Source organism: Christiangramia sediminis, from assembly GCF_020552705.1.
GTDB lineage: Bacteria > Bacteroidota > Bacteroidia > Flavobacteriales > Flavobacteriaceae > Christiangramia > Christiangramia sediminis.
On the sequence record NZ_JAJBZG010000005.1, the window covers coordinates 656,967 to 672,756 of the forward strand.

The 15,790-nt window shown below is 35.9% G+C and carries 15 protein-coding genes and 1 tRNA gene; 14 read left to right on the forward strand and 2 right to left on the reverse strand.

The features are described 5' to 3' along the window. Positions 1 to 58 precede the first annotated feature (58 nt). Positions 59 to 646 (reverse strand): HupE/UreJ family protein, encoded by a 588-nt coding sequence (locus tag LGQ90_RS12395; protein WP_229341478.1) that lies wholly within the window; start codon positions 644 to 646, stop codon positions 59 to 61. A gap of 404 nt (positions 647 to 1,050) precedes the next feature. Here LGQ90_RS12395 and LGQ90_RS12400 point away from each other — a divergent pair, with 404 nt between their 5' ends. The 6 genes from LGQ90_RS12400 to LGQ90_RS12425 all read left to right on the forward strand — a co-directional run bounded on the left by LGQ90_RS12400 (position 1,051) and on the right by LGQ90_RS12425 (position 7,466). Then, complete coding sequence (locus LGQ90_RS12400) at positions 1,051 to 1,863, forward strand: response regulator transcription factor (RefSeq protein WP_229341479.1); 813 nt, start codon at positions 1,051 to 1,053, stop codon at positions 1,861 to 1,863. A 197-nt stretch (positions 1,864 to 2,060) separates the two neighbouring features. Next, positions 2,061 to 2,438 carry a hypothetical protein gene (locus LGQ90_RS12405; protein WP_229341480.1) on the forward strand — a complete coding sequence of 126 codons (378 nt, stop codon included), beginning with the start codon at positions 2,061 to 2,063 and terminating at the stop codon, positions 2,436 to 2,438. Position 2,439: 1 nt separating this feature from the next. After that, on the forward strand, positions 2,440 to 4,209 hold the full coding sequence (locus LGQ90_RS12410) for a tetratricopeptide repeat-containing sensor histidine kinase (RefSeq protein WP_229341482.1): 1,770 nt from the start codon (positions 2,440 to 2,442) through the stop codon (positions 4,207 to 4,209). Continuing rightward, on the forward strand, positions 4,206 to 4,823 hold the full coding sequence (locus tag LGQ90_RS12415) for a response regulator (RefSeq protein ID WP_229341484.1): 618 nt from the start codon (positions 4,206 to 4,208) through the stop codon (positions 4,821 to 4,823). The genes LGQ90_RS12410 and LGQ90_RS12415 overlap by 4 nt, the downstream gene beginning before the upstream one ends. Before the next feature lie 164 nt (positions 4,824 to 4,987). Continuing rightward, positions 4,988 to 6,526 (forward strand): hypothetical protein, encoded by a 1,539-nt coding sequence (locus tag LGQ90_RS12420; protein ID WP_229341486.1) that lies wholly within the window; start codon positions 4,988 to 4,990, stop codon positions 6,524 to 6,526. Between the two features lie 127 nt (positions 6,527 to 6,653). Then, positions 6,654 to 7,466: a response regulator transcription factor gene (locus tag LGQ90_RS12425; RefSeq protein ID WP_229341488.1), complete on the forward strand. Its 813-nt coding sequence runs from the start codon at positions 6,654 to 6,656 to the stop codon at positions 7,464 to 7,466. A 43-nt stretch (positions 7,467 to 7,509) separates the two neighbouring features. On the opposite strand, the gene LGQ90_RS12430 is transcribed toward LGQ90_RS12425, so the two are convergent. Then, on the reverse strand, positions 7,510 to 9,213 hold the full coding sequence (locus LGQ90_RS12430; RefSeq protein ID WP_229341490.1) for a leucine-rich repeat domain-containing protein: 1,704 nt from the start codon (positions 9,211 to 9,213) through the stop codon (positions 7,510 to 7,512). 199 nt (positions 9,214 to 9,412) lie between these two features. Here LGQ90_RS12430 and LGQ90_RS12435 point away from each other — a divergent pair. The 8 genes from LGQ90_RS12435 to LGQ90_RS12470 all read left to right on the forward strand — a co-directional run bounded on the left by LGQ90_RS12435 (position 9,413) and on the right by LGQ90_RS12470 (position 15,416). Beyond that, positions 9,413 to 9,494: transfer RNA gene (locus LGQ90_RS12435), tRNA-Leu, on the forward strand. Between the two features lie 239 nt (positions 9,495 to 9,733). Continuing rightward, positions 9,734 to 10,960 (forward strand): site-specific integrase, encoded by a 1,227-nt coding sequence (locus LGQ90_RS12440; RefSeq protein ID WP_229341492.1) that lies wholly within the window; start codon positions 9,734 to 9,736, stop codon positions 10,958 to 10,960. A 315-nt stretch (positions 10,961 to 11,275) separates the two neighbouring features. Continuing rightward, positions 11,276 to 12,484, forward strand: a complete 1,209-nt coding sequence (locus LGQ90_RS12445; protein ID WP_229341494.1) for a primase-helicase family protein — start codon at positions 11,276 to 11,278, stop codon at positions 12,482 to 12,484. A gap of 307 nt (positions 12,485 to 12,791) precedes the next feature. After that, positions 12,792 to 13,148: a hypothetical protein gene (locus tag LGQ90_RS12450; RefSeq protein WP_229341495.1), complete on the forward strand. Its 357-nt coding sequence runs from the start codon at positions 12,792 to 12,794 to the stop codon at positions 13,146 to 13,148. Then, a complete protein-coding gene (locus LGQ90_RS15065; RefSeq protein WP_229341496.1) occupies positions 13,145 to 13,660 on the forward strand; it encodes a toprim domain-containing protein in 516 nt (171 codons plus the stop codon). Before LGQ90_RS12450 ends, LGQ90_RS15065 begins: the two co-directional genes overlap by 4 nt. Before the next feature lie 137 nt (positions 13,661 to 13,797). Beyond that, positions 13,798 to 14,094: a mobilization protein MbpA gene (gene mbpA / locus LGQ90_RS12460; RefSeq protein WP_229341497.1), complete on the forward strand. Its 297-nt coding sequence runs from the start codon at positions 13,798 to 13,800 to the stop codon at positions 14,092 to 14,094. Further along, complete coding sequence (locus LGQ90_RS12465) at positions 14,091 to 14,957, forward strand: relaxase/mobilization nuclease domain-containing protein (RefSeq protein ID WP_229341498.1); 867 nt, start codon at positions 14,091 to 14,093, stop codon at positions 14,955 to 14,957. Before mbpA ends, LGQ90_RS12465 begins: the two co-directional genes overlap by 4 nt. Positions 14,958 to 14,969: 12 nt before the next feature. Further along, complete coding sequence (locus LGQ90_RS12470) at positions 14,970 to 15,416, forward strand: DUF6730 family protein (protein ID WP_229341499.1); 447 nt, start codon at positions 14,970 to 14,972, stop codon at positions 15,414 to 15,416. The last annotated feature ends 374 nt before the right edge of the window (positions 15,417 to 15,790 follow it).

Genomic DNA, 15,790 nt, shown 5'->3' on the forward strand with positions numbered 1-15,790 from the left:
ATAATAACCTGCAAATTAAAAGATTATTGTTAAAAATATAGTCTAAAGCGGCTTTAATCTACAAGGCCAGATAACTATCTAAAAGAATGGGAAGAATTACGCCAATCACGATAGATGCTGTAACCAGGATCCAATCTCTTTTGGAGACGTTAAGAACATTTTGAAGCAGAAAGCCAATGATCATAACCGCCAGAACCACGATCACCTGAGCGGTTTCTATTCCCAGGGCAAATTCTACCAGGGGCCAGAATTTACTTTCAGAACCGGCCGCGATCATTTTGAAATAAGAAGAAAAACCCAATCCATGAATAATTCCGAAAAAAGCGGTGGTGAAATAAAGGATACTAAAATTGGTATTTCTAACTTTTCTACCTGCCGTAGCAATATCGAAAATTGCCGTCGCCAAAATGGTAACGGGAATTAAGAATTCTACATAATTCGCATCTACTTTTACAATCTCGTAAACTGAAAGAAAAAGAGCTAATGTATGTCCCAGGGTAAAAAGTGTGACCAGCCAGAGCACGCGTTTCCAGGTAGTAAACCCATAGGAAGCTACTAAAACGATAAGAAAAAGTACATGATCATAGGCTTGCCAATCCAAAACATGATCCAGGCCAAGCTTAAAGTACAACCAAAATTGAGACATAGCTGAGTTTATTAGCGAAGTTTCGAAAGTACAATTTATTCGAATAAAAGCAAAGATGAGGATACCCAGTTAAGCTCTCCCATAAAAGATTCTGAAGTAAAAATACCTTTATAAAGGTATTTCTTGGTGTATACTTCATGTTTATCTTAGCCTCATCAAATAAATGATTAGTAATTGATAATGGGACGTGGAAATTTGGGTAGGGTCAAATTTCCAAAATGTTTTGTTGGGGTAGAACAATATATGTCCAATTCCAATATGAGTCATAATATTTGATATAAAGCCTTTAGAGTATTTCTGAAGGCTTTTTTATTGGTATTTTCTTCCAATGAAATTTCAAAATCTACTCAAGATTCTTTAAAATTTCAATAATTCTTATATTTACTTTCCCAAGTTTAAACCTTATGCAAAAGGGTCTCAGGAAGATCTCAGATTACTGGAAAGAGATTTATTCCCGCCAGGTGAAAGATTATCGTCCTTTTGAAATCTCTGATGATTTTAAAAGGTATGCCTCCATGTTCGCAGTGGGGAACTCCTATTTATACATTGTGAATCTTCATAATTTTGAACTGGAATACGTTTCAGAATCTGTCGAACAATTTTTGGGAAAGGATGCCGGGGAGGTACATCTTAAAGATCTTATGAAGACAGTACTCCCGGAAGAAATTGAGAACATCCATCTTAAAAGTAAGCTTATCAGTGATTTTTATACTGCTTATCTGGAAAAAGAAGAAGTACTGGCCTATAAAAATATGTTTTCCTATCGCATGAAAGATGCCCGCGGAAAGATAAGAACCATGCTCTATCAGGCAATTCCGCTAAGCGTGTTGGAGAATGGCACGCCCGAGCATGTGCTTTGTATACAAACCGATGTTTCGCATCTTAAGATCACCAGCACCTCTACTGTTTCTTTTATTAATATGGACGGTGGCAAATGTTACTTCAACGTAGATATCTCTAAAGGCAAATTTGATCCCCAGGCCTGTGAAGGAGATAAAAAAGATATTTCAAAGCTTTTTTCTGAAAGGGAAAAAGAGATCGTGATCAAATTATCCAGAGGATTAAATGCGGAACAGATCGCGGACGAACTGAATCTTTCCCATCATACTATTAAAACTCACAGACGGAATATTTTACAAAAAAGCGGTTGTACAAATACTACCGAATTAGTTGCAAAATGTCTTACCAATGGCATCATCTCTCCAGGACTTAATTAATAAGACTATAAATACCCTTTAATGGGTATTTCATCAAGGAGCTTTGAATAGTAATTTTACCAATACGGTTCAAGTGAAAATTAGAAAAATTGAATCCCTTAAATTCTATTAATCAGGTATTCAACATTTGATTAATATTTTTTTTCGAAATTAGAACTCAGATTTAAAATTCCAACTAACCAATTAAAATTATTCTAATGACTAAAGAATATGTTAACTCTCAATTTGAAGTTGAAAGTAAAAAACTTCAATTCAAATCAAATTCAGGAAAATTAACTGAAGTACATTTTAAAATAAAATTTCCAGAAAAATTTGAAGTTTTAAATGCTGAATTTACAGATGATGACCATATAGTGATTAAATTCAAAGGGACTGATGGCTGCACACTGGCAGAAAATCTTGTCAATTCTAAGTCTTCAACAACAAAAAAAGTGGAGGTCGAACTTGGTGATAGGTCAGGAATTCCAGGAAGTATCAAAATTGAATATATACTGGCTGAAGTAAGTGATTCCTGTAAACCGAATTTTGTTCCTGAAACTGCTGGCGGAGGAATTTTAGTAGGAACCGGAGGTTAAATTGCAACATAAGCTATTCCATAAGATCATACTGGCGGCAAGTTTTTTACTTGCTGCCATTACCTATTCCCAAAACTCAAAATTTCCGAAAATTGATAGTCTTATCAAGATTCGAGAGACTAACCCGGCGACAATTCTTCTGGCTGAAATAGATTCGGCAAGATTAAAACCCAGCTATAAAGCCGAATATTATTTTCTACTTGCCCGCCTGGAAGGACTCAAAAACCAGGCAGATGATAGTTTTGAGAATTTTATGATCGCAAAACGAAAATATAAAGATCTGGATAGCCTGGAGAAAGTTGCAAGTATCAACCTTCAGATCATTCCCCTACTCACTTCAAGTAAGAATAAGGACCTTGATCCCCAGCCCTTTATGAAGGAATACCTTGATTATGCACGGGAAAAAAATGATCCCGAATTACTGGCTAAAGCTTACATGCAATTGGGAAGTATCTTCATTAATTCTGATATTCAGAAAACCATTGAATATTTCAATAAAGCCATTCAGGAGAACAAAAAAACCGGTGATTCTTTAATGAATGCAAAGATCCATCATAACCTGGGGGTGGCTTACGGTGAGAAAACAGAAAAGAAGGATTCTGCCATCTATCATTATGAGATCGCTTTGGAAGAATATGAGAAGAGAGGACTTACAGATTATATTTCTTATATCTACAATAACAAAGCTTCTGTCCTCAAACAGTTGAAGCAATATGATTCTGCAATTGCCTACTACAAAAAGGCGGAGGCTATCGCGCCAAAGGAGTATGAAAAAGAAAATAAACGCTTGCTATATAAACATATGGCAGATGCTTATGAACAAAAAGGAGATTTTCCCAATGCCTACAGGTATCTGAAATTAGAAAAGACCTACCAGGACAGTATTCAGCAAAGTGAGCAAAATAGTGCAATGCTGGATATTCAGACTAAATACGAGGTGGAGAAGAAAGAAAATGAAAATCTAAGGCTGAGACAAAATAGAATATGGTTGCTAGCCGCAGTGGGAGCTTTGATACTGGTGCTCATTATTGGTTTTCTCTCTTATAAGAACCTGAAATCAAAAAAGAAGATCACAGAAAAAGAGTATGAAGTTCAGAAACAAAAACTGGATTCGGTTTTAAAACAACAGGAATTAGCGGGTATAGATGCAATGATAGAGGGTCAGGAGAAAGAGCGACAGCGTATTGCCAACGATCTCCATGATAACCTGGGTGGTTTACTGGCGACCTTAAAACTGCATTTTCAGAACCTGAAAGTAAGAAAAGACCGTTTAAAGGAAGAGGAAGACCGACTTTTGAAACAAACAGATGATCTTATAGATGAAGCCTATCAGCAGGTAAGAAGTATTGCGCATGCAAAAAATGCCGGAGTGAATGCTCAGGAAGGCTTATTACCCGCCGTAAAGAATTTTGCCAGTAAAGTTTCAGCTTCAAATAAATTAGTCATAGAAGTAGAAGATACGGATATGGATGATAGGCTGGAAAATTCTATGGAAATTATGATCTTCAGGATCATCCAGGAGCTTATTACCAACGTTATCAAACATGCTGATGCTTCAGAGGCAACCATTCACCTCACTCATTACGGGGATGCGATCAATATTCTTGTAGAAGATGATGGAAGAGGTTTCGCCTGGGAGGAAGTAAAACCTAAAGAGGGAATGGGTATCTATTCCATTCAAAAACGGGTGGAACATTTTGGAGGAACGGTAGATTTTGAAAGTGTTCCCGGCAAGGGAACTTCTGTAGTCATAAATATGCCATTATCATGATTAGATTAGTTATTGCTGAAGACCATATCGCCCTGATCGATGGAATTAAAGTATTCTTTGAATATGAAGAAGATATTGAGTTCTTAGGCTTCGCCGGAAATGGCCGGGAATTGATGGATCTGGTGGAAAGAAAAAGACCAAACCTGGTAATCACCGATATTAGAATGCCGGTTATGGATGGGATTCAGGCTACCAAAAATATATTAAAGCAGAACCCAGAGATCAAAGTGATCGCTTTTACCATGTTTGATCAGGATAATGCCGTGCAACAAATGCTGGATGCCGGGGCCAGAGGATATATTCTGAAAAATGCGAGTCTTAAAGATTTGCTTTTTGCTATTAGAAAAGTGCATTCAGGAGAAGTTTATTATGATCCTAATATAAATGTCGAGTCAAAAGAGAATTCAGCTAAAAGAAAATCGGTTCTTACTAAGCGCCAGCGGGAGATCTTAAAACTGGTGGGACTGGGGAAAACCAATCAGGAAATTGCCGATGCGCTGTTTATTGGAAAAACTACCGTGGAGACCCACCGCAAGAATATGATAAAAAAGTTGAATCTTCAGGGAGCAGGCGAGTTACTTAGGTATGCTTTAGATCGCAAATACGATTTCTAATAATTATTAGAACTTAAAAATTACCCTTTTATGGGTATTTACAGGAATCAATTTAGGTTCTATTTTTATCATCAATTAAAAGCAGTAAGAATTTTTTGGTGCTTTTTCCGAAAATCATTTTTTGTTTTATCAATACCTCCCTACAGGTTCTAAATCTCTATTTCATGAAAACCTGGAAAAATTTAATGTTAATCTTTTTATTGTTCGGTCTTTTTAGTTGCTCAGAAGACGATCTTGTTGACAGGGGTGATGATGGGCCAGATCCTGGACCTGATCCTGTGGCAGAAACGCAAACTGGAGTCTTTAGAGACTCTGAAGTTGCCGGCTTAAATTATGAAACTGAAACTAAAAGCGGAGTCACAGATGCTGAAGGTAAATTTGAATACCTGGAAGGTGAGACCGTAACCTTTTCTTTGGGAGATATTATTCTTGGCAGTGGTCCTGCAAGTGAAGATATGACCCCAATATCTATTGTTTCTACTGAAAATGCTACAGTGGAGATTCCAGAAGTCAAAAATATCGCCGCTTTTTTGCAAAGCCTGGATTCTGATAATGACCCCAGCAACGGGATAAGTATTAGTGAAGAAACTGCTGCCGCTATAACTATAGATGCGATAGATTTTACCCAGCCAATTGAACGTATTCTTGGTGAGATCGTAGCTGAAGTTAATTTAGCAACAGGTTCAGAACTTGAAGTGGTTTACCCGGAAGAGGCAGCAGTACATTTAGCTGAAACCACCGGGGATACTTACGATCCCGGAGTGGATGTCTTTAAAAAATTCATTCCCACACTGGAAAGCTGGAAACCATATCCGCCAACCAGTGTGTATTGGATCCATGAAACAAATGCAGAGGGTGAGCTTATAAACTCCACTCTCTATGAGAAATATCCAGAAAGAATCCTATATAAGATAGACTATACAGAATTATTGGAAAGTAATTTACCTGCCAGTTATGTGCAAACTTATTATAATTATGGAGAGCCAGGAAATAAGGTGAGCGTTCAGGTTAATTATAATGAAGACCATACTGTGGCTGGTTTTTATAGAAATAATGCCGATGGGTCTTTTAATCAGAATTTAAAATTTGTTCTGGAGGATAATAACCGGGTTTCAGAAGGATTATTCTATAGTGAAAACGATGAATTCTGGTATAGACAGGTCTATGAGAAATTTGCAAATGGGAATACCAAAGTAAATACAAGATATACTTCAGAAAGTGGTTATGATGATTCGGCCGTTCAAAGAAGAAATGAATATACATATACTGAATTTGGAGATATAGCAAGTGAAACCATAGATTCTAAAACAGATAATTTTGAAACTTACACATGGTATTATGCGTATACGAATGAAAAAACACTGGAGTCTAAAAAAAGTGAATCTGTCGCTCTTAATGGAAGAAACCAGACCTGGGATATTTTTTATGATTCTAGCGAGAGAATAGAAAGGCAGGTAATTTCAGCAGGTGATTTTGTAAGTGATTACGTAGAATTCTATCCTAATGGCGATCCCAAAAGAGCAGAAACTTATTATCAGGGATTTTTATATGAAATTGTAGAATGGGCAGAGGACGGAACCTCAGTTTGGAAAACAATTAATGAAGAAGACGGCTCTTATAAAATTGAATATAAAGATGAAAATGAGAATATACTAAAGACAGAATATTACGATTCTGATGGAAATCTGATTTCTACTGAATAGTAACATTTTTACTAGCCTGATAAAAGCGGTCAATTGACCGCTTTTTTTATTTGATTGAAACTGAAAAAATACCCTAAAAGAGGTATTTTTTATATATTGTAGTGAATCTAATAAGCTATAGCTTTTTATGAATCAGGAATTTAATAAGATTTCGAAATACTGGAAAAGGGAATATTCTGAAAAGTTTTCTGAATATAATTCCTATCAGGCTTCTAAAGAATTTAAACAGATCGCAGCGCTTTTCGCACCCGGAAATTCCTATTACTATATTTTGAATATGCATAATCTGGAGCTCGATCATGTTTCAGATTCAGTAAAGTTATTTGCGGGTAAGACTGCTTCAGAAGTTACTATGCAGGATCTCCTTAAACTGGCTTTACCCGGTGAAATTGAAAATATTCAGCAAAAGGAAAACGTGATAAAAGATTTCTACCTGCGCTTTTTAAAGCCCGACCAGATTTTAGATTATAAGGTGATGTACTCTTATCAAATGCAGAATCCAAAAGGGAAGATTATAACTATTCTTCACCAGGCAACGGCACTTACGCTGAATGAAAATGGTTTTTTTGAACATGTGTTCAGTGTGCATTCAGATATCTCCCATTTAAAAGTTACGAGCAGCAGGGACATTTCTTTTATAAATATGAAAGGAGGAAAATCATATTATAATATCAACCCTGAACACCAAAAGTTTGATCCATCCTATGCCGATTATCAGGAGGAAGAGCTTTCTGAACTTTTTTCAGAAAGAGAGGTGCAGGTTATTAATGAATTAGCCGGAGGATTAAATGCTGAAAATATTGCTGAAAAATTGAATCTCTCCCCGCATACCGTGAAGACACATCGAAAGAATATTCTTCATAAAAGCGGTTGTAGTAATACTGCGCAATTAATAGCAAAATGTCTTACGGGTGGAGTTATTTCTGCGGGTTTGAATTGAAGTTTCTTTTGAGTATTTAAAATATGTTGAATTATTTTATTTATCAATATCCACAGTCCGTTGAATACTCCGTATTATCATTTTTCTTCCATCGATAGTTTAGAGGATCTGCATTGATTTCTTCCCAGTGTGTATCTGCAATCTGTATGCAATCCAGGTCTGGATTATTTTCAGCATACATAGTGTAAAGTTTTGAACTGCGTGAAATATCAAGTTGAGAGAGACTATTATCTGAGATAAAGAGCTCTCTTAAGTTGACGTTCTCTAATAAGTTTATATTTAATAGTGAGTTATTGGATATTGATAAGAATTCCAGTTTTGGACATTTGCTAACATCAATCTCGTGTAGATTATTATACCCCAGATTAATTTCCCGAAGGTTTGGAAAGAATGAGAGATCTATGGATTCCAGTGGTTGATTGTCTATATTAAGATGCCAGAGGTTTTCGTTTCGGCTAAACTTCAATTCATTCAGGTTACCACCTTCTATTGTTAACATTTCTAATTCCTCATTTTGCGAGACATCCAAATTAGAAATTGTTGTAGCGTGAAGTTCTAGAATCTTTAATTTCTCATTTCCAGAAAAATCTATAGTTTCTATCTTTCCGTATTCCAGGTAAAAACTTTGTAATTCAGCATTCTGATCTATATCGAGATGGGTCAATTCAGTAGAGCTCAGGTAAACACGCTCTAAAAAAGAATTAGTGGTAAGATCTATTTCTTTGATGGTAGAGGAATTCAGCGTGAAGTGTGTAAGAGAAACAAAATCTTCCAAACCGGTGAGATCATTTACAGCATAATTTACAAAGCTCAAGGCTGTCAATCCGGAAATATTTTCAGTAAGAACATAATTGTCTATTATATTATCCAAACCTCGATCGATTAGCTCCTGCTCAAAAACATCATCCGGTATATAGGTTTTTGCTCCACATTCAGTTTTGGAAATTAAAATATCCAGTTCTTCCTGAGAGGCTGGTTGAAAAGTATGATAGGTTACGGAAGCATCTGAATTTTCTATTTTTCTTTCCAAATTACCATTAGAGTTTATAAGATAACTATGAATAGCATTTCCGTTATTTTTTTGATGAATATATCTTAGGTATCCGGTATTGTTTTTAATAAGGATTAGTTCGCCGTCATTATATTTATTCGTTTCTGCAGAGAAACAGTCTTCAGAATTCCAGCCTACAAAATTTTGCAACCACGTACCATTATGGTGATCTACAAATTTTATAAAATAAGTATTATTATCAGCAGTCATTTTCCATACGCTGTCGTCATGACAATTCAAAAATGAATAACAATCTCCGCGCCTGTAATCGATTCTTCGGTTACAATGATATGCTGCAGCGCAAATACCATTTAATTCTATCTCAAAATACATGACACCGCTAGTGAAATTTACGTTGCCTATATTCCCTGCTTCACCAAGACTGATAGACTTTTCGCTGGTTACCGTATATTCCCCGGTAATTGTACCGCCAGTATAGGTAACGGTAAAAGTCCCATCAATATAAAATATTAAGGAAGAAACATAACACAGATCATCATCAACAGCCTGCCTATTACTAGAATTAGCCTGGCCGTCGTCATCTTCAACTTCCCAAAGGCCAATTATTTTTTCTTCAAGTTCAAAAATTTCTTTAGAAATTTGTTTTGGTTCTTCTGAAGGATTGTCTTTTGAACAGGAAAAACATGTTATAAAAAGTGCGAAAGCGATGTAGGGAATTCTTGAGCATCGTCTCATTTTCTTGTATGATTGGTGGTTATGGCTTTTAAATTATGGAAAAAAACTGAAATTCAGTTATTTATGCATAAATAATAAAAAGATTCTATAAGAAAATACTCTTTGGAATGAGATGTAAATCCGGGTTCGCAAATTCTATGAGAAATTAGATGGAATTCATTTCTTAGAACCAAAAATTTTATATTTTTGCCCTCCACTAGCTCGAGTGGCGGAATTGGTAGACGCGCTGGATTCAAAATCCAGTTCTTTCGGGAGTGCGGGTTCGATTCCCGCCTCGAGTACTTTTAATGTATCAAATTAAACCAAAACCCTATAAACTGTACTGTTTATAGGGTTTTTTATTTTCCTTGTATTCATTTAATATCATTTTAATACATCTAAAAGGTGTCTAATTCGGGTGCACTTTCACTATTAATATAGGTGCGCCCGAATGGATTGTAAGTGACTGTTAAATAAAACATTACGGGTTTTATTGTATTCTTTTTTCAACTAAATTTAATTGAAATTAAAGAGGGAAAAGATGCAAAATTTACTATCTATTTTATTCTATATAAGAAAGAGTAAGGATAAGGAAGCTACTCAGGCCACAGTATACTTAAGAATTACGTACGATAGTAAGCGTGCAGAGGCTAGTACAATGCGGAAAGTTTCCCTTGGAAAGTGGAATGCTCAGGCTAATAAAGTTGTGGGATCTTCTATAGAAGCTAAACAGGTAAATAGGAATCTTGATATCATCAAAAACAGGATTTATGAGATCTACCAGAAATTTCTGGATAATGGAGAAGAAATAACTGCCATTAAAATCAAGGATGAATTCTTAGGAAATAACGACACCCAAAAGTCCATTCTTCAAATGTTTGAAGAACATAATATGAGAATGGAAAAACTAATTGGGAAGGATTACTCTTTCCGAACGCTTCAAAGATATAAAACCACGAAAAAGCACCTGGCTTCTTTTATTACTTCAAGTTTTAAATTGAAAGATTATAAGGTAAGAGATATAGATGTGAAATTTATCAACTCCTTTATCTATTATCTAAAAACGAAACTCGACCTTTCTCATAACTCAGCCCTTAAATATCTTTCATACCTTAAAAAAATAGTTAGAATCGCCTATACAAATGGTTGGGTGGAGAAAGATCCATTTTACAATTTCAAATTAAAAGTGCAGGTAATAGATCGGGAATTTTTGACTAAAGAAGAAATCATTAAAATAATGGAAAAGGAGTTTACGATTCCTCGAATGGAACATGTTAGGGATGTTTTTCTTTTTTCCTGTTATACCGGCCTTGCTTATGTGGATGTTTTCAAGCTGACTGCAGATGATATTATCAAAGGTATCGATGGAAACAAATGGATCAAGACCAAACGAACCAAAACTAAAACTCTAAGTAGTATTCCTATACTTCCGGTTGCTGAAAAACTAATAGAAAAATACGGGGACTTAGAAAGCCCAACTGGAAAATTACTTCCAGTTTATACAAACCAACGTATGAACAGTTATTTAAAAGAAATAGCTGATAGCTGCGATATTAAAAAGAACCTGACCTTCCACATGGCCAGGCATACTTTTGCTACTACAGTAACCCTTTCCAATGGAGTTCCAATAGAATCAGTTAGTAAGATGCTTGGACATCGCTCGCTGAAAACAACCCAACATTATGCAAAGATTCTTGATGAGAAACTCAGTGAGGATATGAATTTACTGAAGGCGCGAATTTTAGCCGGGGAGCGAATGGAGAAATAGATAATAAGGCTTTAATTGTAATATTTGGTGAATAGGATAGCCAGCTTATTTGAATTGCTATCGTCAATATATCTCCACATTAGACCTTTTCTATTGTTTTTCCATTTTAAACGAAAAAACACCAAAATTCAAAATCAATCATTTGGTAACATCTAAAACGTAAAAAATTTGTAAAACACTTTTTTGTCTTACAAATTGCACTATTCTCAATCAAATTAAATTATAGTTGAATATTATTCAATTATAATCGGTTTTCAGTATATTTAATTGATGTTTTGTCAGTAGGTTTTTTAGCTGATTTGCATCCAGATTAAGATGAAGACTGAAATTGAATATATACGGGTAGGCACGCAATATTATAAACTTGTAGAGGCTCCAACCATTAACGGGAATGTAAATGAAATTCTGGTTTCCTGGAATATAGAAACTATTCGACAGGATCACGGAAAAACATTCCTGGCCAGCATTCCAAAATTTGACGGGTTTACCTGTATTCCAAGTCATCTAAATTTTCAATCTACCTATCATAATTTCTACAACACTTATTCTCCCCTAAGCCATCAGATAGTAGAAGGGAGCTGTCCCAAATCTTTGGAGTTTATAAAACATATTTTCGGGGATCATTTTGAGTCGGGATTGGATTACCTGCAATTATTATACACCAAACCCACTCAGATACTTCCCATTTTGTGTTTGGTATCCCGGGAGCGATCTACCGGAAAAAGCACATTTCTGAAATGGCTTAAACAGATCTTTGAAAATAACCTAACCTATCTTACCAATGATAGTTTTAGCAGCCAGTTTAATGCTGACTGGGCTAATAAACTGCTGATTTGTATTGATGAAGTCCTATTCAATAAAGAGGAACTGACGGAGCGTATCAAATACTTAAGCACTACCAATTTCAATAAGCTAGAGGCTAAGGGCAAAGACAAGCGGGAAGTAGAATTCTTTGGGAAATTTATCCTTTGTAGTAATAATGAAGAGAATTTCATTAAAATAGATCATCACGAAACCCGGTTCTGGGTTTTAAAAGTTCCTTCAGTTAAAAAGGAAAATACCGTTTTTTTAGAAGACCTGGAAAAAGAGATTCCTTCTTTTTTACATTTTCTTCAGCACCGTTCTTTACAAAGCAAACATCAAACGCGAATGTGGTTTACCCCTAAACAGATTGAAACCCCCGCCCTTTTTAAACTGGTTCAGAACAACCGAAACCGGGTAGAGAAAGAGCTGGCCAGTATCTTATTAATGGTCATGGAAGAGCATGATCTTCAGGAAATACATTTATGTCCCATGGATGCTTTAAATGCGCTTAGTAAAACAAGGTTGCGGACAGATTTGACGCAAATCAGGAAAATTCTAAAGCAGGATTGGAAGCTTGAGAATATATCCAACTCCAACCGCTACGAAAAATTTACGCTTTGGGAAAACGGCAGCTCCAACCTATCCACTACCAAAGGACGCTATTTCACTATAAATAAAACTTTTATCCTGGATCATTTTGAAGATCAGAATTCAGACTGAATCAGAGAAATAAAGGAGTAAATGATGAATTGATGACAAAGTGATGACACGGAAACTCCTGGTTTTTCGGGAGGTTTCAGTGATTGGCATCGTTTCATCATTTTTTTGGATGCTGCTGATAAAATAAGACTAATTATTTCTTCATTTTTTGATGAATGATGACAGAATCTTCTTAGAGCAGTAATAGTAAGACTTAAGACTGTCATCGTTTTGTCATCAAAGTGTCATCAAAAATAAAAGTGATGCCGAAAATTGAGAAATAAGGAAACACTCAAATAAGTACATTTTAAGTCAAATAAAAAGGCTGATGAAAGAAAAAATGAATTTACCTAGACTCACCTGCGAAAGAGCCCGAAATCTCTCCATCGTAAAAACGCTGGCTAGCTTCGGACACTTTCCAAGCAGGATAGCGGAGAAAGAAGCTTGGTTTCTGAGTCCCCTACGGTCAGAAACACAGGCCTCTTTCAAAGTTTCTCTAAAATTGAATCGATGGTATGACCATGGGATAGGAACGGGCGGAAACGGGCTGGATTTGATTGTGGCTATGAAAAAGTGTTCAGTCAAACAGGCATTGAAATTTTTAAACAAGCAACAGCATACTTTTTCTTTTCATCAGCCCATTCTAAAAAAAAAACTGCTTCGAAAATTGAAATTTTTGAAGTGAAACCAATACAACATCCGGGGTTGATTCAATATTTAGGCTCCAGGAAAATTTCAATCTCCATAGCCGAACACTATTGTAAGGAAGTAAGATATAGATTAAAAGGAAAGCAATACTTCGCTTTGGGTTTACAAAATCAATTATGCGGCTGGGAACTTCGTAATAGATATTTCAAAGGCTCCAGTTCTCCAAAATCTTATACTTACCTAAAGACACATTCAGATCGCTTAATTCTATTAGAAGGAATGTTTGATTTGTTATCCCTGGCTGAATTATTCCCCGATGAAATTATAAATTCAGATGCCGTTGCTTTAAACTCTTTAGCTTTTTTAAAACAAATCACTCCCCATTTTAAAAATTATAAGGAAGTTGATCTGTACCTGGACAATGACCAGCCTGGAAATAAAAATAGAAAAAAATTACTTCAGGATTATAAGAACACCAATGATAGAAGTGAGTTATTTCAAGTATATAAAGACCTAAATGAAAAGCTGATTTCAACAAAAAAACAATGAAAAAGCTGAATAATTAATTAGCATCTAAAAAGTAAATGCCTCAAGGGAGATTTCATATTGGGAGGCAAAGCAAGATGTGTCATTGTCATGACAATCTTGCTTTGCGCCCGGAGGTTGCAAAGAAATAAAGGAGAAAAATGAAACGGGAATACATCCAGATACGCTGCTCGATTTACGAGAAAAAGCTACTCAAAAAAAGAGCGGCCAGGGCGGGAATTTCCCTTTCAGAATATCTTAGGGCTACTGCTTTTAAAATCAATATGGTCGAACGCATTACTCCAGAACAATTAGAATCTTATCAGTTATTGGTTCAGTATAAAAACAACTTTAGCCGGATCAGCAATATGTTTAAAAAAAGCAATCCCCAGTTGTCAAAGGAAGTACGGCAATTAGCTGAAGAAATCAGGACTCATCTAAAAAACTTCAAAAAATGATTGGCAAAGGACATTCCATTGCAAGCACCGGAGCCTCCATAGAGTATGGATGGAATCAGGAAAAAGATGCAGAAGTAATTTACAAAGAATACCTGGCGGGAGATACGCCCCAGGAAATAACCGAGGAATTTAAGATCATCCAATCACAAAATGAGCGGTGCACCCAGAATACGCTCAGTTTTATATTGAGTCCCACCGTTAAAGACGGGCAGGAAATGAACAAGGCACAACTCCAGGAGATTACCAAACAGTTCCTGAAGGAAATGGAATTAAAAAACCGGCAGGCCATCGCTTTTGTACATCGGGACAAGGCCCATACCCACGTTCATGTGTATGTGAATAGGATTGGCTTCGATGGAAAAGCTTATAACGATAGTTTCATTGGAAAGCGCAGCCAGGTAGCCGCAGATAATGTGGCGAAAGGATTGGGTCTTACAAGGGTGCGTGAAGTTCAACAGGAAAAACTAAAAGAATTGAATTGGCAGCGATTGGCGATCAGGCATATTAATACCAAGGTATTGGAATCCAGACCAAAATCGATAGATGAATATATCAGTAAGATGAAGGACTGTAACATACAGGTGATTCCCTCCATTAATAAATCCAATCAGTTGCAGGGGTTTCGGTTTGAATATAAAGGCACCAATCTGAAGGCAAGCGATGTTGACAGGTCTATGACCGGAGGTAAAATTATTGGAGAAATCACTCAAAATACAAGTTATACCAAACTTAAAGAAGTACCCAATAGTTTAAAACTGATGGATAAGACCGTACAGCTTAGTACGAATATGGCTAGTAAAATCGCCAAAGACCTAATAAAGCAAGTAATCAAAAGAGGACTGGATACCGGAATGGGGTTTTAAAATTAATGAGCTATGAAAAAACTAGATGAGATCATGGAGCTGATGACCGATGAGATGGCCGACTTTAAATTGGCAATCCTTCAACTAAAAGAATACTCGAAAACGCTTCAAAATATGAGTATCCCAATTACCACAGAAGCTTTGGAAAAGAACCTCAATACTTTTTTAGAAAAACAGGAGGAAAAAAATCATTTAAAAGATGATGTGCTTAAAAGCATTGATGAAAAACTGAAACATGCCAGGCTGTTCCCCTCTTATCTGTTGATCCTATTCGGAATACTTGGAATTCTTTCATTGGGGCTGTTGGGGTATTTTGGATATACTGCCAAAACAGCAAAAGAAGAAAAATTTGAGTTTTTTCAGATGAAGGTGAATTTAGAGAACCGGTATCAGGAATATTTCTTAGAAAATCCTGAACTCAAAGAGAATTACCTCAGGTGGTTAGAAGGAAAAAAATAAGATTTGTCATGACAATTTAGGTTGCGGCAATTCACCTTGTTTTTACAGTAAATGTCTTATAGAGCCCTGTAAAATCGTAATTTTTTACTGTAAATTATGAATCATAAGTAGCATGCGCCCTATGCTGTTTTTACTTTACGCTTATCTACGGAACACTATAAAAACAGCACAGGAACCATGCGCAAGGTTAGTTATGGGAGAAATGGGGCATATTAAAAATTCCACGTTCTGGATATGGATTAAAATATTCAATAATTATTTTTGAAAAATTCCTCCTGGAAGCGCGATTATAAATGACTGATTAATGGTTGTCACCCAATGGAGTGATACTTTTGATTAATAGTTTAGTACTTACCTTAAAAACCCTGTCCAAT